We start from the raw sequence: 21,228 nt of genomic DNA, 5'->3' as shown, positions 1-21,228 counted from the left end.
GTTTTAAACAGGAACACAGCGAAATTGCCTGTGTTCCTGTTTCGAATGGAATTAACTGATAAAGCTGCCCACAATTTCTGGTGCCGAGGATAATGCGCTATCCAGCTTGCTGGCATCTTTCCCGCCAGCTTCAGCCATATCCGGCTTGCCGCCGCCGGAACCGCCGACGAGCTTTGCAACAGCTCCGACGATCTTGCCAGCCTGCACTTTCCCGGTAAGATCCTTTGTCACTCCGGCGATCAGTGCTACCTTGCCTTCCTCTTGAGCAGAGCCCAGGATTACGACACCCGATCCGAGCTTTTGCCGCAGATTGTCAACTAAGGTGCGTAACTGACCACGATCCAGTGAGTCGGCGCGATGCGTTAGGACTTTGATGCCCTTAACTTCAACAGCCCGATCCGTAGCGGATGAGAGCTGAGAAGCTGCGGACTTCATGCGTGCTTCATCGAGTTCGCGACGAAGTTTTTTCAGCTCGTCTTCCTGAGCTGCCAGCTTGAGACGCAGGGCCTCTGCTGGTGTAGCCTCTGCTGCAGGAGCAACTTGTGCGGCAATCTGCGCTACTTCGAATCCACGACGGAATTCGTTAAGAGCTCCAAGACCGGAAAGGGCCTCTACACGCCGTACCCCGGAAGAAACACTGGACTCGCTGACCAGCTTGATCAAGCCAATCTCGCCTGTTGCCGAAGTATGGATTCCTCCGCAGAGTTCGGTCGAAAAGTCGCCGATCTTGATGACGCGAACCTTCTCTCCGTACTTTTCACCGAAGAGAGCCATAGCGTGGTACTCGTTTACGGCCACATCGATAGGAACATCTTCGATTGTCTGAACCTTTGTGTCTGCAAGTACCTGCTTATTAACGATGTCTTCGATGTCCTGAAGCTCTTCATCGGCAACAGAGGTGAAGTGCGAAAAGTCAAAGCGAAGGCGACCCGGTTCGACGAGCGATCCTGCCTGCTTTACGTGGGTGCCCAACACTTCGCGCAAGGCTGCATGCAATAGGTGTGTACCGGTGTGGTTTCTGCGTGTCGCGTTACGACGATCCGCATCGACAACGGTATTTACGCGATCTCCGAGCTTTACAGGCAGCTTGAGGATTGCCTTATGTGCGCGAACTCCCTGGACTGGTGCGACGCAGCCAGTAATTTCGGCAACAACAGCATTCTGATCGTCGGTATAGAACAAGCCGGTATCGCCGATCTGGCCACCTGAGTCGGCATAGAACGAGGTGTGATCGAGCACGATCTCAACTTGCTCGCCGGGAGCCGCGGCCTGTACACCGACACCGTCTTTAACGATGGCAAGAATTTCACATCCTGTGGAGGCGAGTTGACGATAGCCCTCAAATGCCGTTTTTGGCAGATCACGGAAGACAGGGCTGGCGGTCTTTTGTGAACCACCCTTCCAGGAAGCGCGAGCGCGGGATTGCTCTTCGGAGCGGGCTTTCTCAAAGCCATCGAGATCGAACTGAATGCCCTGGTCTCGGGCAGCGTCCATCATGAAATCGAGTGGCAGGCCGTAAGTCTCATATAGATGGAAGGCCTTCTCTCCGGAGTAGACCGAATCCTTCTTTCCGATCAGCGGTTGGAAGTCTTCATCGAGTTTGCCCAACCCAATCTTGAGCACATGCTCGAACTGCCGCTCTTCTGCCTCAACGACCTTGGCAACTCGATCGGCGGAATCGACCAGCTCAGGATAAGCTGCCTTCATTTCATCGCGAACGGCATAGACCATCTGGCACATGAAGGGCTTTTCCTGCCCGAGCAGGCGTCCGTGGCGGATACCGCGACGAAGAATTTTACGCAGCACATAGCCTCGGCCCTCATTCGCCGGAAGCACTCCATCGGAGATCAGGAAGGTAGCAGCACGGGCATGGTCGGCGATGATGCGCAGGCTGGCATCTGACGGTGCTTTGCCATCCTGATATTTGGTGTCGGTCAATTCACTCGCGCGAGAGATGAGCGGCGTAAAGAGGTCTGTTTCGAAGTTCGAAATCTTACCTTGCAGCACGGCGGACAAGCGCTCCAGGCCAGCTCCGGTATCGATAGAGGGCTTGGGAAGCGGGGTCAGGACGCCATCGGCGCTACGGTCAAACTGCATAAAGACGAGATTCCAGATCTCGACGTAACGAGCGTCGTCTTCTCCGAAAGGCTTGTCTGCGCCGGTTTCGGAGGCGTCGAGGCCCATGTCGTAGAAGATCTCCGAGCAGGGGCCGCAAGGTCCGGTTTCGCCCATCTGCCAGAAGTTGTCCTTCATGCCGAATTCGAAGATGCGTTCGGCCGGTACTCCTTGCTGGAGCCAGAAGTTATAGGCTTCTTCGTCGCGAGGAACACCGTTTTCCCCTTTAAAGATGGTGACGTAGAGCTTGTCCTTGGGAATCGCAAGCCATTCCGGCGAGGTGATCAGCTCCCAGGCAAAGCCGATGACCTCCTTCTTGAAGTAATCGCCAAAACTGAAATTGCCGAGCATCTCGAAGAAGGTATGGTGACGGCGGGTGAAGCCGACGTTCTCCAAGTCATTGTGCTTTCCGCCAGCGCGAACGCACTTCTGCGAGGTCGTAGCCCGCGAGTAATCGCGGTGCTCCGCGCCAAGGAAGACATCCTTGAACTGGTTCATGCCTGCGTTGGTGAACAGCAGAGTGGGATCGTTGGCGGGGACCAAGGAAGAAGAGTGCACGCGACGGTGACCCTTCGTCTCAAAGAAGCGCAAAAAAAGTTCGCGAATTTCAGATCCGGAGCGGTATTGCATAGCGAATTCCAGTGTATCGGAGTTGCCCGGCAGGTGCAGCGATGTTGGTTAATTCCTCACGGCCTTTGGGTTTTGATATGGTACAAAGCCATGGTTTTTCTGCCTGCGGGGTGGTATACAAAGCTTTCGCGCCCCAAAAAGCGATAACGAAAGCAAGTCTTATCTTCTCGGGAGATTGTAATGCGACGTCTGTTGGCTGCAATATTTGTTCTTTTCGTTTGCGCAGCACCATCCTTTGCTCAGGTCACGGATACCACAATCTGTGACGTCCTTTCTCATCCTGCAGGGCTCGACGGCAAAATGGTCCGGATCAAGGGCCAGGTGATTGCCGGTTTTGATCAGTTCCAGCTGCAGGACTACAAATGCACCTCCGGAGCAGCGGCCATTTGGCTTAGCTATCCGGAAGGAAGCAAGGTTAAGTCCGGTCCGGCTGCGACCGTTACCCTTAAGCTGAGCCAGAACAATCCCAATGCTGTACCTGCCGTGAACCGTACGCCAGTGCAGTTGACCAAGGACAAGGACTTCAAGACCTTCGATACCCTTCTCTCGACACCTTATAAGGGCAAGGCCATTTGCTTAGGATGCGTTCGCTATACAGTGAATGCCACCCTGACAGGACGCCTCGATGTCAGCGAGAAAACGGGAATTCTGCGCGATGACAAAGGTCAGATCACAGGTGTCGTCGGATTTGGCAATATGAACCGCTACAACGTTCGTCTAGTGATCGCTTCGGTCACAGATGTGAAACCGGAAGAGATCGACTTCAGCAAAGCGGCTATCGATAAGGAATCTCCGGCTCCAACGGATAGCGGAAATGCTCTTGAGACAGCACGGAAGGCGGCAGCTGCATATCCAGCTGGCAGTACTCCTGCCATGCTGCAGACGCAGGCGGTTGAGGCTTTTGGCAAGGAGAATGAGCCTAACGGAGTCGTGATTTCCTTTGTTCGCCCCAACGAGGTTCGCAGCAACGAATCGGAGAAAGCTGCAACCACTTCTCCGGATGGTTTGGCAATTACGGCAACAATGGACAAGGACAAGTTCAAGATGGTACCTGCAGCTATTGCTCATCTGGGAATGCACATCGCAGATCTGCGGAATCCTCAGGGAGACGCTAAAGGTGACAACCTGGAGATCGGTTTTTACGAGTCTCGCGGAATCTACATCGCTACCGGACAGCTAATGGCTCTTGGTCAGAAAGAAGTAATTCTTCCGGGTGGGTTTGAATCCTGGAATTCAACCTGGACACAGGACAAAGCTACCGATTTTATGAATCGGGGAATTACTCAGACGCTCGCTTGGGCAAATGAGAGATTGAACTAGAAAAATCAGGAGTCTGCGCGGCCGCGTAGACTCCTGAATAAAGTGAATGTGTGTACTCACTTCCGTTAGCTATAACCTCCGATATCTTGTCGAGTATTTTCTGTAAGTCTCCAGTGATTTAAAAGTTAGCTCACCGGAAACTCCCCGTTATCGTAGTTTGTTTCGCCTTATCCCTCCGGGCACGATCCATAATCTGAGACTTCATTCGTTTCTTAGCCTGATCTAGAGCATTTTTCGAATTAGTGTAGACTGAGCATGGCGAAACTCAGCGACAAGCAAAGCAATGGCGAAAGCCTACGAAGATGATCTGCGACGTAAGTTCCTAGCAGCCTATGATGATGGGAATGGGACGCTGGAGGAATTGGCAGAGCTATTTGGAGTAAGTGTAGGTTGGGCGAAGAAGGTTTCCAGCCAGCGGAAGCATAGTGGTCAAGCCGAGCGAGTTGTTCATCGTCCCGGGAGAAAACCACACGTCGGAGCCAGAGAGCAAAAGCAGGTAATAGCGTGGGTGGAAGCGGAGCCGGATTTAACGTTGGCTGAAGTGCAAGCAAAGTTGCACAATGAAGCAAGCGTGGAACTGAGCTTGGGGCGGATTTGGTTTCTACTTCGGAAACTGGGTTTACGGCTGAAAAAAAGTCGCTCTATGCCAGTGAACGCGATACCGAAGCGAACCGCCAGCGACGCCAAGAATTTGTCGCCAAGATCCAGGCGACAAGTCTGGAACGGCTGATCTTCCTTGACGAGAGTGGTGTGACAACTTCGATGACGAGGCGTTATGCCCGTTGCCTCGGAGGCACTCGTATACACGAATCTACTCCTGGAGGACAATGGAAAATCATGACCATCCTGGGAGCAATGAGTTTTCGTGGCATGGTAGCAACGATGACCATCGAAGCCGCTACCGATGCGGAGATATTCCTAGCCTATGTCGAACACATACTCTGTCCGGCACTGACAGCTGGCGATGTGGTGGTAATGGACAACTTGAGTTCCCATAAGGTCAACGGCGTACGGAGGCTGATCGAGGCCGCTGGAGCAGAATTGCTATACCTGCCGCCTTACTCGCCCGATCTGAATCCGATCGAAAAGGCTTGGGCTAAGCTCAAACAACTGCTTCGGGCTGCCAAAGCTAGAACCAGAGAATCCCTTGAGCAAGCTATAGCCGACGCTCTCAAGCTTATTTCCCCTGATAATGCTCAGGCTTGGTTCCGTCTCTGTATAAATGGTCTACACTAATTCGAAAAATGCTCTAATATCCACACTCCTTCTATCTCGAATCTGGACCGGAGTGGATCCAGACCCGCATTGTTGGATACGAAGTTTCTTCCTGGCTGAGTTCGGTAGGGCGTTTGTTGTGTCAGATAGGTGAATCATTTCAGCCAGCAGTTGGAGTGTTGGGGTGGAAAGAATGGCCATCCTGCACTGAATTCCGCCGGGCCATACTAAAAGCGAAAATGCTTTAAAGAGAGTTATCTGACCTTCTGTAATAACGACCGCGACTAAAAATTCTCTATTGGCATAATTCCTATTGACAAAATTATTTCGGAAGAAGTAGCGTTGCTTCCACATTTTCTGGGAATCATTTGGGGAGGCCTTAGGGAAAATACCCTCAACAAAACTCATACCGCAAAGTTGATTTAGGAATCGATCGTTCGATTAAGCGGTCCACTCACTTGAGGAGGAATGCAAATGCCGCATGCAAGAGCTGCGCAAAACGGCTGTGGATTACACGACCGGTTTGCCGATTCTATTGTCAGAACAGAGCGGAATATCCTTTATCGGATTTTGCCGCTTTTCGCGTTCTTTGTTCTTTTCCTTAATCTGTCCGTAGCATTACACGCTCAGGTATCCAGCAGCGCCGCAATAACTGGAACTGTTACAGATTCAACCGGAGCAGTCGTACCGAATGCCAAAGTAACAGCAACAAATGAAGGCACAAAAGCCCAAATCGTTCGTACGACGAACCAGAGCGGAGCTTATGATTTTCCGTCGTTGCCGGTGGGCACTTACACTGTGACTGTCACCTCGCCTGGCTTTGCCACCTTCAGCGTACAAGATATGACGCTCCATCCAGCAACGACGACAACGGTAAACGCCATATTGCGGGCGGGCGATGTGCAGTCTCAGGTCCTGGTTACGGCTACAGCGGCTCAAGTGGAACTTGCTACGCCAGAAGTCTCCAATGATGTTTCGGGTTCTCAAGTAGAAACCCTGCCGCTTAACGGGCGCAATTACCAAGCCCTCTCTGTGGTCATGCCCGGAGTGCAGAATACTAGCGCAGGAACTTCTCTCGGTACCGGCGGACGCTCCACGAACAACGTCATCTCGATCAACGGTTCACTCTCGAATACGACCGTCTATTATCTGGATGGGATCTGGAACGAAAACACGGGGAATATGGGGCAAACCACCATCATGCCTAACCCGGATTCTCTCGAAGAAGTTCGCGTTCTGCAAAACAGCTATAGCGTTCGCTACGGTTTTCTCGGCGCTTCGGTCGTTTTGTTGCAGACCCGCGCCGGTACCAGCCAGTTCCATGGTCGAGCCTGGGAATATCTGCGCAACGATGCGCTGAATGCACGCAATTACTTCAGCACATATGTGCCGACTCTTAAGCAGAATCTCTTTGGCTATAACCTCGGCGGACCACTGTATATTCCTAAGCTCTACAATACCAACCGCGACAAGACTCACTTTTTTTGGAATGAGCAGTGGGCTATCATCCACTCGCAAAATACCCTGACAGGAAACACTCCGACAGATTTGCAGCGCTCGGGCAGATTTACGAACGAAATCAAGAATCCTGCTACAGGTAAGGATTTCCCTCAAGACAGCAACGGTTACTACAACATCTCATCGGCTCTCAACGCAAGCGCCGTGGCCTATCTGAACGCTCTATATCCCAAGCCGAATTACTCGAAGACAGGTTCCAGCGCCAACTATATCAATAACAAGCCGATGGTCATCGATCAGCGTGATGACGAAATTAAAGTTGATCACTACATCACACCCAATCACCACCTTACAGGCGAGTTTCTCGACGAGTATCAGGATTACCGTCAGAACTCGTTTAATAGCGCCAACAGCGGCGAAGTCTTCGACGTGAATTGGGAGGAAGACTACACGCACAACAAGGTCATGGGGCTCTCGCTCACTTCCATGCTCACCAATGACATCGTTAACACGCTGAGCCTGACTTCAAATATCTTCGATCTCGATCTCGACCTGAAGGGCGTCTACGATGTGAGCTCACTTTCCGGCTACTCGTCGACTATGCCTTATGCGGGCTATCTCTCGAACCGTATTCCCCTTGTCACAATCTCAGGCACCAATAATATGTCGCCGCAAGGCGTTCCAGCCGCACGTCCGCTCAAACATGCCGCCGACCTCGACGATATGGTTGCGGATGACATCAGCTGGCAGCATGGGAGGCATTTGATCCAGGGTGGCATCAACATCATGTTTAATACCAAGCGGCAGAACGTGGGCACGGCAACAAATGGCCAGTGGACCTTTACCGGCTCTTCGTCCGGCAGTGGACTTGCCGATTTCATGCTCGGCTATGCTGCAACCTTCACGCAGGTTAGTAATCAACGGCGTATTCCGGTGCATGCTACCGTTATTTCGCCCTACGTTGAAGATCGTTACAAGTTGCTCAAGAATGTCATTGTAACGGCTGGCGTTCGCGTGACTCATTTACCACTGCCGCATCCGTCCACAGGTGAGGTCACTTCGTTCCAGGCCAGTGCCTATTCGTCTTCCCAGGCGCCCACCATCAACACAACAGGCGTGATTACATCCACCGGCTATAACGGTACCAATGGACTTATCACGAATGGTGTGAATGGTGTTTCCGATAACTTCTTCAATAATCACAACTGGTATTTCGGCCCGAACGTCGGCTTCGCCTGGGATGTCTTGGGCAATGGACGCTATTCCGTTCGTGGTGGCTACGGCCTCAACTATACCCGTATATTTACCAACCAGGATTGTTCGTTCAGCTGTGTTTCAAATCCGCCTTACCTTTCATCGACAAATCTGACCGGCGTGACATTCGGCCAGGCAACGACCTCAGGTAAAGCTAAGAGCGCTACCATTCAGACTCTCAATGGTGCTGATCCACAGATTCAGGCTACTCAGGTTCACTCCTTCAATCTCTCATTCGAAGGCGATCTTGGTCACAACTGGCTGGTTTCGGTAACGGGTGCATCCAGCCAAATCCGGCACCTTGTGGGAAATTGGAACTATAATCAGCCGGCGCACTATGGAAATTACGATTTTAATCCGGCTATCAATAGCGACAAAATCACTCCTTATTACTACGCTCCCTACCAGGGATATTCCTCAATCACAACGTTTGCCACTCGACAGGGACTGAATTGGAATGCCTTTGAGGCTAGCTTGAAGCATCCTGTCAGCAATTCTGTTTATTTCACATTGGCTTACACTTGGTCGCACAATCTGTCGAACTACACCAGTGCGACCACGTTCAACGTGATCGATCCCTATAATCCGTCGCGCTACTATGGCAACACGCCAGGATACGATTACCGTCACACCGCCTCAGCCACACTTATGTACAAACTGCCGTTTTTCAAGAATGGCAATATGCTGAAGCGGACTCTACTGGGCGGCTGGCGTTATTCCGACATTACGACCTTGCGTACTGGCACTGCCACGGATCCGACCCTCAGTATCTCTAATCAAGGTTTGGCGGTACATCCCGACCTTGTTACCGGCCAGAAAATCACCGGACCCAAGACCGCATCCGCCTGGTTTAACGCCTCGGCGTTTGCATCCCCCAAAGCTGGTTACTATGGCAATGCACCTATCGGCGCCATCACCGGTCCCGGGCTGGTTGTCTTTGACATGGCCATCTATAAGGATTTTCCGCTCGTCGGCGAGCATTCACTCCAGTTCCGCGGCGAATCCTTCAACGTCTTTAACCACACTAACTTCAACGCAATCGGCTCGGTCTTAGGTAAATCGAACTTCGGCCAAGTTACTAGCGCGCGTGATCCTCGTATCTTTGAGGTTGTGCTGCGCTATCAGTTCTAAAGTATTTCCCGCAATACTGGGGATTTTTAGGTGGGTGAAGAGCGGAGCCCCAATACATCAAAGCAGATGTACTGGGGCTCCTTGGTTTTCTGGGAAGTCTCGCCAGCCTCTTTGGGCTTGTGGCCTACACTCTTGGGGGAAACGAATGGTGTAGCCAGAACTGGGTCAATTAGAAGTACGTTCTGTTATTCCTGATCGGGCTGCGAATCTTCTTCGATCGTATCCAGCACCGATAGGGTTTCTTCGCTTACATCCCAATTGCGCAACACTTTGTAAATCACAGTCGGAGAGAAACCGGCCCGGACTAAACGTCGGAGAATACGTGCTGTCTCCTTGTCGTTGGTAGGTTTACGAATGCCCTTTCGTTCCAGATGCTTGCGAGCTAATTCTTCTTCGCTGGTATTTTCGTATGCTGCCTCTAATGTCTGAGCTACAAGTTCTTTGTTGACTCCTTTGGCAATCAGGTCCTGCTGCACCCGGCGCTTGCCGAACTTCTCGTTTTCCTGGCGAAGGCGAGCGTAATAGCTGGCAAAGGCGCTGTCATCGAGATAATGCTGTTCTTTTAAACGAACCAGCACGGCATCGATTTTGGCTGTGCCTTCAGAGCCTTGCTCAACACGGCTCTGCATCAACCGCTTGAGCTCCGCTACAGTTCTCATCCTGCGACCGAGCGTTACGACCGCAAATTCATAAAGCGCGGCCTCATCGAGAGGCGCGCGCTTTTTGGGTTGGCGTGAAAATGGCATAGTTCCTATTTCTTCGTCCACTGATCGACCCAGTCACTTACGGTCTTATTCCATAACTGCGAGTTCTGAGGTTTCAAGACCCAGTGTCCTTCATCGGGGAAGTACAGCATCTTTGATGGAACATGCTGTAACTGCAGTGCCGTAAAGAGCTGGTATCCCTCAGATACATCGAGACGATAATCCAGTTGTCCGTGAATGACCAATGTCGGAGTTTTGAAATTTGGTGCAGAACGCATCGGCGACCACTTCTGGAAGTTCTTAGGATTTCCCCACGGAGTTCCCGTGAATTCCCACTGATTGAACCATAGCTCTTCGGTCGATCCAAAGGCCGAGTCGGGGTTGAACATTCCATCGTGGGAGACGATGCACTTGAACCGGTTGGTATGCCCCAGGATCCAGTTGGCCATGTATCCGCCGTAGCTGGCTCCCAAGGAGCACTCGCGATCCTTATCGATAAAGCTGTAGTGCTGCTCGGCGTAGTCCAGGCCGCGCATTAAATCCTGGAAGGGCTTTCCACCCCAGTCTCCGTTAACACCATCGGTGAAGACCTGTCCATATCCGGTCGATCCACGCGGGTTGATCATGACAACGACATAGCCGTTAGCGGCGAAATATTCTGCGTTCCAGCGGTAGCTCCATGCATCTCCCCAATTACCTTGCGGCCCGCCGTGAATAAGGAACTTTACCGGATACTTTTTCGAAGCATCGAAGGCTGGAGGTTTAATCAGGAAACCTTGTACCGGGGTCTTTCCCACTGAGGTGAAAGTGAAGCTTTCCATCGCGGGAAGATCCAACTGGCCAAGCAAAGCATCGTTCAGATGGGTTAGCTGTTTCTCTGCCAGGATATGTGGGACCGCCGCTTCCGCAGTTCCAAGCTTTGGAGAGTTCTTGGGGGCAGTGGCTGGTTCCGCTTCCTTGATCTGCTGCGTATCCAAAACATAGATTTCTCCGGGAGTGCGTACCGTCATCTTGGTTGCGACGATCAGTTTCCCGTCATTCGTAATATGCGGATCTCCGTATTCTCCTGCAATTGCGAGCTTTGTCAATTGAGAGCCATCGATTGACACGGAAGCAAGCGGAGCCTCTCCATGATCACCAAAGGTGAAATAGATGGTTTTGGAATCGGGAGCCCAATCGAACTCATCTACCCAGCGATCGAGCTGCGGCAGAAGTTCTTTCGTTTGCTTGGAGGCGCGGTCATAGAGCATCAAACGGAAGCGGTCGCTTTCATAACCTGCGCGAAGCTGGGAACGATAGGCGATGTATTTGCCATCGGGCGAATAGGCCGGGGTAAAGTCTCCTCCCGGTGCGGAGCTGATCTTTACAGGTTTTGCACTTGGATCATCCAGGCGGAGCGTGAAGATATCGGCATTGGTGCTGATAGCTGGAACTTCGTCCAGATTTTCGGTGAAGGCTATCTCTTTGCCGTCAGGCGAGAAGGCGTACGCGTCTGCTCCTCCCAGTGAGAAAGGTGGAACGTCGTGTATATCACCCGGGGTGAGGTCGCGAACCTGTCCACCATCGATGGAGATCAGGAAAAGATGGCTGCGCTTTTCCCCTGTGAAGGCGTTCCAGTGGCGATAGAGCAAGTGGGAGAAGATCTGTGCTTTGACCTTGCCGGCCGCTTTATCTTTGTCGTGCTGACTATTACACGCATCCTGATTCGGACCTGCCGGGCAGTCCGGGTATACGGAGGAGGTAAACAGGATCTGTTTACCGTCGGTTGACCACATTGCCCCATCGGCTTCCGTGCTGATGGAGGTCAGCTTACGGGGCTCTCCGATTGTGCCTGCTTCCGAGTTAAACGGCGCAATGTATATCTGCTGATTTCCCTCGCGGGAGCTTTGGAAGAGAATCTGCTTGCCGTCAGGAGAAAATCTAGCGCGATTGTCCCCGGCAAAAGAGTCGAGAATACGGGCTTCGCCTCCGGCCGTGGGGATAATCCAGAGACGCGCTGTCCGAGAGTTCTTGTCGAGATCGACATCGGTGGCCGAAAAGAGGATCCAGTGGCCATCCGGGGAGACGGTGGTGTCTCCTAACCTCCGCATTTTCATCAGATCCTCGAAGGTCATGGGACGGCGGGTCTGAGCGGTGGAACCAATGGCGCTAACAGCACCAAGAAAAGCAAGCAAGAAAGCAAAGCGGCGTGCGAACATCGTCTCCTCTATCCCGTATTGTGCAGGTAGGCTGCAAAATGTAGCGGGGGAAGACCAAGTTTACATGTTTGTTGAAAGGGAACAGACTTCCCTGAGAGGTTGACGGAAGAAAACCGACGCTTTCGAGCGGTCGTCCGTCTAATTCTTGAGGATCAAATTGTGCAAGGACGTTGGGAGAATGTACTGGTGAAAAAGATATGGCTAACGAGCATGCTGATTCTTGTTCTGGTGGGAACGGCCTTCGCCGGGAAGGATAAGGACAAGAAGCACGCCAATGATCAGGTTACGTATACGGCCATGCCCATGGATTCCGGTTTCGGGCCTCTGGATACAACCCCTCCTTCCGTTCCCGTCGATGAGATCATTCGCCGCTTTACCTCCAAGGAAGCTGAATTCCGGGCTGCTCTGGACAACTACACCTATCGTCGGAGCGTTAAGGTTCAGACTTTGATGGACGACAAGGTCGACGGGGAATATCAGCAGGTAGACGATGTTACCTTCGACCGCACCGGAAGGCGCGATGAAAGAGTAGTTTTTGCCCCGGAGAGTTCTCTGCAGCGTATCTCGATGAGTCCGGCGGACTTTCAAGACATCCAGCAACGTCTTCCGTTTGTTCTGACAACTCAGGATGTCGGTCAATACGCTGTCAACTACGTTGGTAAGCAGAAGATCGACGATGTGGACTCCTATGTCTTCGAGGTCGGCCCCAAGGTGATCGAGAAGAACAAACGTTACTTCCAAGGCCGCATTTGGGTGGACGCGCAAGATTTGCAAATAGTCGTTACGAACGGAAAGAACGTACCGGACGACCTGCGCAGGGGCCACGAAGATCTATCTCCTCCGTTTATTACCTATCGCCAGCAGGTGGATGGAAAGTACTGGTTCCCGGTTTATACCAAGGGAGAGGGAATTCTTCACTTTTCCGGTGGTCCCGGCAATATGGGTGAGGATGTGCACATCCGGGAGGTCGTAAAGTACACGGACTATAAACAGTTCAAGTCGTCGGTACGCATCCTGTTCAACGGGGAAGAGGTTCAAAACGCACCAGATGGACAGCAGCAGCAACAGCCACAACAGCAAAAGAAGTGAGGGAGGCGACGGATGGTCGCCCAGCTAAAAGGGGGTAGCGGGCTACGCCCCAAGCTAAGAACCGGGTAGCGTGGTTCCGCCACCGGGACAAACAATGAAGCCTTCTTGAGGATGTTGCGCCTGATGAACTGGCTCTATAGGGGCAGAGAAGCAAAAGTCGGAGAAAGCAAAGTAGTTATGCTCGGCGGCGAAGCCGCGCCACCCGCCTTTTAGCTTTGGGGGCCATGGCCCCCGCCACCCGGTTCTTAGCTGCTTTAGTAATACAGATACTTCCGCCAGCGAGCATCGCTATGTCCAATCATTCGCATGATGTGACGGCTGGTATGCAATGAGAATGGCCGCGGTTCGCGCAGCAGCTTCATGTCCGTCATTTCGCTGAGCAGGCGATTTCCCTTGCGTCGGTTACAGCTATGGCAGCAGGCCACCAGGTTTTCCCAAGACGACGTACCTCCCCGGGAACGTGGCAGGACATGGTCCAGCGTAAGCTCGGATGCGGGCAATATAACGCCGCAATATTGGCAGGTGTTCCGGTCACGCAACAGGATGTTCTTCCGCGAAAGTGCCCTTGTCTGGTGAGGAATCCTGCGATATTCCAGCAGACGAATCACCGAAGGCATAGGCATGCGAACGCGTGCCGCATGCAGCGTTGCCCCTTGCTCTTCCTCTGTTTTTGCAACTCCCTTTAGAACCAAAACGAGCGCGCGGCGTGCCCCGCAGATATTGATCGGCTCATAAGACGCATTCAGCACTAAAACGGGCGTCTGCATAGCCTGGCCGGTGGAGACGCGTGGCTCCTCCGGAATACTCGCTGCATATTTGGCGAGCGACTTTTGCTTGCGAGCGTGGATCATAGCCTTCCCAAATGACATCTCTCCCCCAAGAAGAAATCCCGGTTCATTACTACCCTGAACTCGAAAAAGTCACGACAGAAGCGGGCAAATATCGTCACGGAATATCCCCCTGTTTCTCCTGCCAAAAGGCGATGCCCTCTTTCTGGTCGCGGGTTAGCGTGCCCACCCAGACAGAGGCCGCACCGGAAGCCAAAAGTGTGCGGGTACATTCCCGAACCGTGGCCCCGGTGGTGTAAACGTCGTCAATGAGCAGTACTGCTTTGCCCTGAAGCCGTTCCGGATTCGGAGCAAAAAAAGCGCCGCGCAAATTGCGGCGGCGTTGGTGAGGTGTGAGCCGTGCCTGGCTTTCCGTGGCGCGGCTCCTTTGGAGCAAGTCCGCAGCCATGCTGAGCTTCCTCTGCGGTTGCTGCACAGCAAGAGCTTTTACCGTGGAGCGGGCCAACAGCGCAGCCTGGTTGTAGCCACGCATTCGTTCCTTTTCCCTGGCCAGAGGCACCGGAATTACGAGCATTTCCTGCGGTGCTTCCTCCGCAAGTGGAAGAAGCGCTTGGGCAAGCAACTTCCCTAAGGGGCCTCCCAATCCGCTCAAACCGTGGTACTTGAACAAGTGGACGAGTGCACGGAACTCGTTCTCGTATGCTCCGTAGCTGAATACCCGGCGGAAAGGCGGAGGCGCCATCCGGCAGGTCCGGCAGAGAACCAGCTCAATCGAAGGTTTCCCTCCCTGATATTGGTCGAATCCTAGATTCTCGCGGCAGAGAACGCACAGATTACCACTTTGAGGGATGAGTTTTTGCCAGCAGGAAGCACAGACCGGGACGAGAGAGAACTCAAGAAGAGGGTTACCGCAGACGCGGCAGGGTGAGGGTACTAAGGCACAAGAAAGATCGTCCAACGGACTTCGCAGCACGCGAACAACAGCACGCCATGCTGAAGTCTCCGATGGTGGAACGTCGAACGTCAGCGAAGAATGATCACCGCGGAAGACGCACCTCACAAGTAAGCGAGAGAAGCCTCATGCCACTCTGCCATTGTTTCCAAGTATAAGCGCAAGTTCTCACTTCTTTCACCGGCTTTTCCTTGGGTATTTACCTCGTGACGCTCAAAATGGGAGGAAATAACGGATTTTTCACATTGGATTGGCCCCGGTAGTCACAATCGAGGGGGGCCACCCTCTCATTCCAGAACACCGACCCACCCCTTTTGGGGTGCTATCGGAGAGGAAAAGATGAGGTCTGACATCCGCCCGACAAACGGATGGGTGTCCGGTTGTATAGCCCAAATGCGTCACTGCCGTGCGCTATGCACTATGTTTCACCCCTCTTACGCTGGTAAACTCGTCGCTTCGTGGCATTTTCACTGGGATTCGTCGCAGCCTGCTGATCGGGCTGTTTCTTTGGAGGCAGTAGTGCAAGAAACACCTCAAGCTGTTCAACCTTTTGTCTCGCCCAATGAGACAAGGCCTGAGTTTACGGTACGGGCTATTCTGCTCGGCTCTATCTTCGGAATCTTATTTGGCGCGGTAACGGTGTATGTAGGCCTTAGGGCTGGCCTGACTGTAGCAGCTTCTATTCCTATCTCGGTTCTTTCCATTAGCGTGTTGCGGGCATTGGGCCGAGCCTCAATTCTAGAAAATAACATCGTCCAGACGACCGGAAATGCCGGCCAGTCGATTGCCGCAGGTGTGATTTTTACCCTTCCGGCGCTAATCTTCCTGGGTTTCGACCTCGAATACTCAAGAATCTTCATTCTGGCGTTGCTTGGCGGCTGGATCGGCGTGCTCTTCATGATTCCTCTACGACGACAGCTGATTGTCGAGGAGCATGGGAACCTGACCTATCCAGAAGGCACTGCCTGCGCCGATGTTTTGCTGGCTGGCGAGCGTGGCGGTTCCTTTGCCAGCCGTGTATTCCTGGGGTTGGGATTAGGAGGCCTCTACACCTTCTTCCAGAATGAGAATCTCTTTGCTGCCTGGCCGGGCACTCCGGATTACCAGCCGAAATGGCTCAAGGGAGCTGCAATTCGCGCGGATGCGACGCCAGAATATCTGGGAGTCGGCTACATCATCGGAGCACGAGTTGCTGGGGTTCTCTTTGCCGGGGGTGTCTTCTCCTGGCTGGTTCTAATGCCGATGATTTATTTCTTCGGTTCTCATCTTCCTGGGCCTCTTTATCCGGGCACAATCCCCATCAAGGACATGACCCCCAGCCAGCTCTGGGCTTCCTATATTCGCCCCATGGGTGCTGGCGCTGTTGCTGCCTCCGGTTTGATCACGTTGACCCGCACCCTCCCAACGATCGTCAGTGCGCTGAAGACGGGAATGCAGAACATCCGCAAGAGCAATGGGCCGAAGACGGAGCCCATTCGCACTGAGAACGATCTCTCTATGGGTGTCGTTGTCGGCGGATCGATCCTGCTCGGCATCCTGATGTTCATCTTCCTGCAGTTCAAGCCGGTACCTGGAGCCCAGGTGGGATGGTTGGCGAATGTCGCCGCCTCTCTCCTGATCATTGTCTTCGGTTTCCTTTTTGTGACGGTTTCGTCGCGAATCGTTGGCTTGATCGGCAGTTCTGCGAACCCAATCTCCGGTATGACGATTGCCACGTTAATGGCGACCTCCGCCATCTTCCTGGTAAAGGGATGGACCGCTCCTGCTTTTGGCGCTCTGGCCATCACGATCGGTGGAACAGTGTGTATCGCTGCTGCCAATGCGGGCGATACCTCGCAGGACTTGAAAACCGGTTTCCTGGTAGGGTCCACGCCCTGGAAGCAGCAGGTTGCCCTGATGATCGGAGTCTGTGTTTCCACTGTGGCGATTGGGGCGACTCTCAACGGCATGAACAAGGGCTTGCAAGAGTTTCGTGACGCTCCTCGTACCTGGGATCTCAGCGTCTCCCATTCCGGTGTCGTTCCGCAGAAAGACGCCAAGCTACCAGCCCAGTTCCCGGTTGTTCATGCGGACAAGACTTCCACCATGCATCATGCCGAAGAGTATGTGGTCCTGAATGCGCTCGGTTCGGCAGAATTGGCTGACGGCAAATATCTGTACAACACCTCCACGCACCAGATTGAGGTGCAGTGGATTCAGGGCATCGGAAGTGAAAAGGCAGCTGCCCCACAAGCCCGCCTGATGGCCACGGTAATCAACGGCATCTTGAGCCGCAAACTCCCTTGGGGGTTGGTATCGCTGGGCGTCTTCCTTGTCATTGCGGTAGAGCTGCTAGGAATTCGCTCATTATCGTTTGCCGTGGGCGCGTATCTTTCGATTGCAACCACCCTGGCGATCTTTGTCGGCGGTTTGATGCGCTGGATGGTTGATCGTGCTGTCGAGAAAGCGGGCGGAGATGTGGCCGATTCGGAAAGCGAAATTAGCCCGGGATCGCTCTATGCTAGCGGACTCATCGCTGCCGGCGGTATCGTCGGCCTCCTCGGTGTAGCTCTAAAGCTCTATGAGGCTGCAACCGGCAAGATGAACATCGCGCAATTCCCGCATACCTTCCTATATAACCAGGGCGTATCGGTGTTTATGTTCGCCTTGTTGGCCTTCTCCCTTTATTACTTTGCGAGAAAACCTCTCAATAAGTAAGGAAGTTAGCCGAATAATAAGAAGAGCCCCACACTGCCGAAATGGTGTGGGGCTCTTTGTTTGTATATCCGCAAATAGGGAAATGACTCTGAATACGGCTTATTCCCGCTCAACTGCTGGATCATCTTCCACTACCGTTGTGTATCCATGACACGAAAGAGCTATAGGGAATTTGATCCAGAAGACATATTCTCTACTCATTAGAAAGCGTCGGTTCGGAGCTTCCTCAGATCAACCTCCTGCGCTACAAAAACAAAAGCGGGGGCGGAGCTAAAGCCGTCTTTGTACGGTAAAGGCCTCAATAGCAGGAGCGTATAAATACGCCGGTCGGTCGTATTGAGTAATTGTTGTACTTGTCTTGGTTCTCATAACTTCCGGTCGCGGCAGCAGCACCTATTCTTCCTCTATGAATTTTGGATCTGCTACCGCGACAAACTACTGAGTTATTCCCCACCCGGTAAGTTCCCCCATCTATCCCTGTCTTTTTCACACGTCAGATGGATACTACCTTTCTGCCCTTGCCTATCGGAACAGATGCGGTACGAAGCAGCTGGTATTGTTCGTAACCGGGCCAGACGATTCTCTGACACCCATTCCTGCCGGTTCTCCATCGACAAGCCACGTACCAAACACTGCAGTCTTGCCATTCGCCTTGGCCATTGGGGCGAGTTCCTGATAGACGTAGCGCTGTGCTGTGTCATTGACCAGCGCTCCCTCAATTACCGTCCCATCGTGAACGACCGTGACGCCGGAGCCTTCTCTTCCTAGCAGTGGCTTGCGGACGTAGCTGCGGAGATTGTGCGGACCATCGAGATAAGCAGGTAAGAGCAATTCGTGGCCCGGATTTAGCTCCCACAGGATAGCCAGCAGAGCCTTGTTCGACCACATCATCTTCCAGATGGGTTCAATCCACAGCATCGATCCCCATCTTCGCCTGTCGTTGCGTGGCCCGTACTCTTTCAGTGCAGCGGACGGAGGCAGCGTTGACAGCGCATTTGCTCCGAAACGCTCATCCAGAAGCCACTCCCAGGGATAGAGCTTGAAAAGTGTCTCTATGCGGCGGTTTTCGAGATCGACAAAGCACTCGTGCTTTGCATCCCAGCCAATCTCGTGCATCCGGAGATGGCGCGCCTTCAAACCTGCCTGCTGCGCGGTATCTTGCAAGTAGGTGACGGTCATCCAGTCTTCATCTGTGCCAGTATCGGCAAAGTAAACCGGGCTGGAGATGTAGTCCTTCAGATCCTTCCATTTCGCCACTAGCTTCTCGTGCAGCGAGTTGAACTGGTCTGCATCGGGGAAGCACTCTTGTAGCCAATACCACTGAGCTACTGCCGCTTCGACTAATCCTGTCGGGGTGTCGGCATTGTATTCCAGCAGCTTAATGGTGTTACCGTCATAGGCCAGATCCAGCCGTCCATACAGAGCAGGGGGCTCGCCGTTCCAGGCCGTGCGGACTGCTGCTGGGGCAGATTTCGGAATTCCCATCTGCGTCAAACGATTCTGATCGAGAATTGCTTCTCCGGCTGCGAGTGCCAAACGCTGAATCTCTGCAGTAGCCGCCTCGAGTCGATCGATCTCTTTTGCTGAGAACTCCCAATAGGCGCTCTCGTCCCAGTAGGGAGAGCCGTCGGCAAGTGTGTGATACGTCAATCCAACCTTTGCGACACGGGACTGCCAATCGGAGCGTGGGTTCATTGTCCAACGGCGCATTATTCTCCCCCGCTTCCGTGCGCACCAAAGCCGCCACGCGATACGCTGCTGCCACCAACTACGGCGTCGCCAACACGGCCGCCGCTGGAACCGCCATAAATGAAGTGAGCACCGCCGCCTCCGGATTGGCATCGGGAGTCGGGCAGGATGCGGTTTTGGTTATCGACGCAATTCCGCGTCTCCTGATTGCAGGCAGTCATAGAAAAAGCAACAGCTGCAAGAAGGGTAAGAGGTACTTCCCGTGACTTACGCATGAATGACTCGTTGTCTAAAGATAGCTCCGGCTTGGAGCTTTTTTAAGGGGGGAGTGTGGTTAGCGGTTTATCTTCCGGAGACGCCCCGTTTGGAGCGTCCCCCCGATGCTTCTATCTGTCTCAGTTACTTTTTCTTTTCTTCGCCGCCGCTTTTCAGCTGAGGCATTGTTGTACCCGTGCTCAAGGTTAGTAAACCAGTTTGAGCGTAGGTCAGCAGCTTCTCCCTAGTATCGGTGATATCGAGGTTTCTCATTGTAAGCTGGCCGATGCGGTCCAGCGGAGAGAACGACGACTCGCCCTTTTCCATCGTCAGGCGTTCCGGCTTGAAGGTCAGATTTGGAGAAATAGTGTTAAGAATCGAATAATCGTTTCCACGGCGTAGCTCCAGCGTGACCTCGCCGGTAATCGGCTTGGCTACCCAGCGCTGAGCGCTTTCGCGGAGCATGATGGCTTGCGAGTCGAACCAGCGTCCTTGATAGAGCAGACGCCCGAGCTTGCGGCCGTTTTCGCGGTACTGCTCGATGGTGTCCTCGTTGTGAATACCTGTGATCAGACGCTCGTAGGCAATGTATAGGAGAGCCATTCCCGGAGCTTCATAGATTCCGCGGCTCTTGGCTTCAATGATGCGGTTCTCAATCTGATCGCTCATGCCCAGACCGTGGCGTCCGCCGATGCGATTGGCTTCCAGCATCAGTTCCACCGGATCGGGGAACTCCTTCCCGTTCAGCGCTACCGGCCAGCCCTCTTCAAAGCGGACGGTAACCTCTTCGCGCTTTACCTCAACATCGTCACGCCAGGAGGCGACACCCATGATCGGGACCACAATCTTTATGCTGCTGTCCAGGTGTTCCAGGTCTTTTGCTTCGTGAGTAGCACCCAGGATGTTGGAGTCCGTAGAATAGGCCTTCTCCGCCGACATCTTGTACTCGAAGCCCGATTTCTGCATGAAAGCCGACATCTCGGCGCGGCCGCCGAGTTCGTCGATGAATTGCTCGTCCAACCAGGGCTTATAGACTCTCAGATCCGGATTCACCAACAGCCCATAGCGATAGAAGCGCTCGATGTCGTTACCCTTGAAGGTGCTGCCGTCTCCCCAGATGCTGACGTCGTCTTCCTTCATGGCTGTGACCAGCATGGTCCCGGTTACGGCACGGCCGATCGGAGTGGTGTTGAAGTAGGCCACACCTGCCGTCGTAATGTGGAATGCTCCACTCTGCAGGGCAGCGATGCCCTCACGCACCAGCTGTGTGCGGCAGTCGATCAGACGAGCCTTTTCGGCACCGTATTCCAGAGCTTTACGCGGGATTGCATCGTAGTCGGACTCATCGGGCTGTCCCAGATTGGCGGTGTAGGCATAGGGCAGCGCACCCTTCAGCTTCATCCAGTGAATAGCGGCGCTTGTATCAAGGCCCCCGGAAAATGCGATTCCGACCTTCTGACCAGCCGGAAGATGTTGCAGGATATTGGACATGGTGATGCGATCCCCTAACAAAGATTCAGCAAATTCGCTGCGAGGTGTCGTGTCTTATTTTACGTGACAGATCCCATCTGCTGAGTCTTGTTCGGTTTCCGATATTGAAACTCCTGGTTTGGCCACCTTTGCTGCTGCATCACGCTATCCCGCAGCGTGAAGAGAAAGCACCCGGGATCTTTCCTGTTGGGACGAGATTTAGCTGCTGGCTTCCTAGCCAAGCTTGGCTGCGCTATCCTTCT

General features: G+C 53.2%; 13 protein-coding genes. 5 read left to right on the top strand and 8 right to left on the bottom strand.

Annotated elements, in window-relative coordinates; genetic code table 11:
- Window positions 1-51: 51 nt before the first annotated feature.
- A complete protein-coding gene (gene alaS, locus AC6I7T_RS13790) occupies window positions 52-2,745 on the bottom strand; it encodes an alanine--tRNA ligase (RefSeq protein ID WP_497794058.1) in 2,694 nt (897 codons plus the stop codon).
- A 180-nt stretch (window positions 2,746-2,925) separates the two neighbouring features.
- On the opposite strand from alaS, the gene AC6I7T_RS13785 reads away from it, so the two are divergent.
- The 3 genes from AC6I7T_RS13785 to AC6I7T_RS13775 all read left to right on the top strand — a co-directional run bounded on the left by AC6I7T_RS13785 (window position 2,926) and on the right by AC6I7T_RS13775 (window position 9,123).
- Window positions 2,926-4,065 carry a hypothetical protein gene (locus AC6I7T_RS13785; protein ID WP_497794057.1) on the top strand — a complete coding sequence of 380 codons (1,140 nt, stop codon included), beginning with the start codon at window positions 2,926-2,928 and terminating at the stop codon, window positions 4,063-4,065.
- Window positions 4,066-4,659: 594 nt separating this feature from the next.
- Window positions 4,660-5,301, top strand: coding sequence for an IS630 family transposase (locus AC6I7T_RS13780; protein ID WP_497788089.1), 642 nt, complete (start codon window positions 4,660-4,662; stop codon window positions 5,299-5,301).
- 453 nt (window positions 5,302-5,754) lie between these two features.
- On the top strand, window positions 5,755-9,123 hold the full coding sequence (locus AC6I7T_RS13775; protein WP_497794056.1) for a TonB-dependent receptor: 3,369 nt from the start codon (window positions 5,755-5,757) through the stop codon (window positions 9,121-9,123).
- A 185-nt stretch (window positions 9,124-9,308) separates the two neighbouring features.
- On the opposite strand, the gene AC6I7T_RS13770 is transcribed toward AC6I7T_RS13775, so the two are convergent.
- Both AC6I7T_RS13770 and AC6I7T_RS13765 read right to left on the bottom strand, forming a co-directional pair.
- Window positions 9,309-9,869: a regulatory protein RecX gene (locus AC6I7T_RS13770; protein WP_497794055.1), complete on the bottom strand. Its 561-nt coding sequence runs from the start codon at window positions 9,867-9,869 to the stop codon at window positions 9,309-9,311.
- Window positions 9,870-9,874: 5 nt separating this feature from the next.
- Window positions 9,875-12,025 (bottom strand): dipeptidyl-peptidase 5, encoded by a 2,151-nt coding sequence (locus AC6I7T_RS13765; protein WP_497794054.1) that lies wholly within the window; start codon window positions 12,023-12,025, stop codon window positions 9,875-9,877.
- Between the two features lie 186 nt (window positions 12,026-12,211).
- Between AC6I7T_RS13765 and AC6I7T_RS13760 the strand changes: the two genes are divergently transcribed.
- Window positions 12,212-13,114: a hypothetical protein gene (locus tag AC6I7T_RS13760; protein WP_497794053.1), complete on the top strand. Its 903-nt coding sequence runs from the start codon at window positions 12,212-12,214 to the stop codon at window positions 13,112-13,114.
- Window positions 13,115-13,368: 254 nt separating this feature from the next.
- Here AC6I7T_RS13760 and AC6I7T_RS13755 read toward each other — a convergent pair whose 3' ends face one another.
- Window positions 13,369-13,983, bottom strand: a complete 615-nt coding sequence (locus AC6I7T_RS13755; RefSeq protein WP_497794052.1) for an HNH endonuclease — start codon at window positions 13,981-13,983, stop codon at window positions 13,369-13,371.
- A 76-nt stretch (window positions 13,984-14,059) separates the two neighbouring features.
- Window positions 14,060-14,860 (bottom strand): ComF family protein, encoded by an 801-nt coding sequence (locus AC6I7T_RS13750; protein WP_497794051.1) that lies wholly within the window; start codon window positions 14,858-14,860, stop codon window positions 14,060-14,062.
- 333 nt (window positions 14,861-15,193) lie between these two features.
- On the opposite strand from AC6I7T_RS13750, the gene AC6I7T_RS13745 reads away from it, so the two are divergent.
- Entirely contained in the window at window positions 15,194-17,551 is a 2,358-nt protein-coding gene (locus tag AC6I7T_RS13745; protein WP_497794050.1) for an OPT family oligopeptide transporter, read from the top strand.
- A gap of 522 nt (window positions 17,552-18,073) precedes the next feature.
- On the opposite strand, the gene AC6I7T_RS13740 is transcribed toward AC6I7T_RS13745, so the two are convergent.
- The 3 genes from AC6I7T_RS13740 to argG all read right to left on the bottom strand — a co-directional run bounded on the left by AC6I7T_RS13740 (window position 18,074) and on the right by argG (window position 20,986).
- Window positions 18,074-19,261 carry a glutathionylspermidine synthase family protein gene (locus AC6I7T_RS13740; RefSeq protein ID WP_497794049.1) on the bottom strand — a complete coding sequence of 396 codons (1,188 nt, stop codon included), beginning with the start codon at window positions 19,259-19,261 and terminating at the stop codon, window positions 18,074-18,076.
- Entirely contained in the window at window positions 19,261-19,515 is a 255-nt protein-coding gene (locus AC6I7T_RS13735) for a hypothetical protein (RefSeq protein ID WP_497794048.1), read from the bottom strand. The genes AC6I7T_RS13740 and AC6I7T_RS13735 overlap by 1 nt, the downstream gene beginning before the upstream one ends.
- Window positions 19,516-19,639: 124 nt before the next feature.
- Window positions 19,640-20,986 carry an argininosuccinate synthase gene (gene argG, locus AC6I7T_RS13730; protein WP_497794047.1) on the bottom strand — a complete coding sequence of 449 codons (1,347 nt, stop codon included), beginning with the start codon at window positions 20,984-20,986 and terminating at the stop codon, window positions 19,640-19,642.
- Window positions 20,987-21,228: the final 242 nt, after the last annotated feature.

Source organism: Humiphilus diazotrophicus (genome assembly GCF_059726315.1).
Note: the sequence above shows the minus strand (reverse complement) of the source record. Positions and strands in the feature narration are given on the sequence as shown.

Bases quoted from the DNA above. Each gene is read 5' to 3' on its own strand.
- alaS (WP_497794058.1), bottom strand. From the start codon at position 2,745: ATGCAATACCGCTCCGGATCTGAAATTCGCGAACTTTTTTTGCGCTTC.
- AC6I7T_RS13785 (WP_497794057.1), top strand. From the start codon at position 2,926: ATGCGACGTCTGTTGGCTGCAATATTTGTTCTTTTCGTTTGCGCAGCA.
- AC6I7T_RS13775 (WP_497794056.1), top strand. From the start codon at position 5,755: ATGCCGCATGCAAGAGCTGCGCAAAACGGCTGTGGATTACACGACCGG.
- AC6I7T_RS13770 (WP_497794055.1), bottom strand. From the start codon at position 9,869: ATGCCATTTTCACGCCAACCCAAAAAGCGCGCGCCTCTCGATGAGGCC.
- AC6I7T_RS13765 (WP_497794054.1), bottom strand. From the start codon at position 12,025: ATGTTCGCACGCCGCTTTGCTTTCTTGCTTGCTTTTCTTGGTGCTGTT.
- AC6I7T_RS13755 (WP_497794052.1), bottom strand. From the start codon at position 13,983: ATGTCATTTGGGAAGGCTATGATCCACGCTCGCAAGCAAAAGTCGCTC.
- AC6I7T_RS13745 (WP_497794050.1), top strand. From the start codon at position 15,194: ATGAGGTCTGACATCCGCCCGACAAACGGATGGGTGTCCGGTTGTATA.
- AC6I7T_RS13740 (WP_497794049.1), bottom strand. From the start codon at position 19,261: ATGCGCCGTTGGACAATGAACCCACGCTCCGATTGGCAGTCCCGTGTC.
- AC6I7T_RS13735 (WP_497794048.1), bottom strand. From the start codon at position 19,515: ATGCGTAAGTCACGGGAAGTACCTCTTACCCTTCTTGCAGCTGTTGCT.
- argG (WP_497794047.1), bottom strand. From the start codon at position 20,986: ATGTCCAATATCCTGCAACATCTTCCGGCTGGTCAGAAGGTCGGAATC.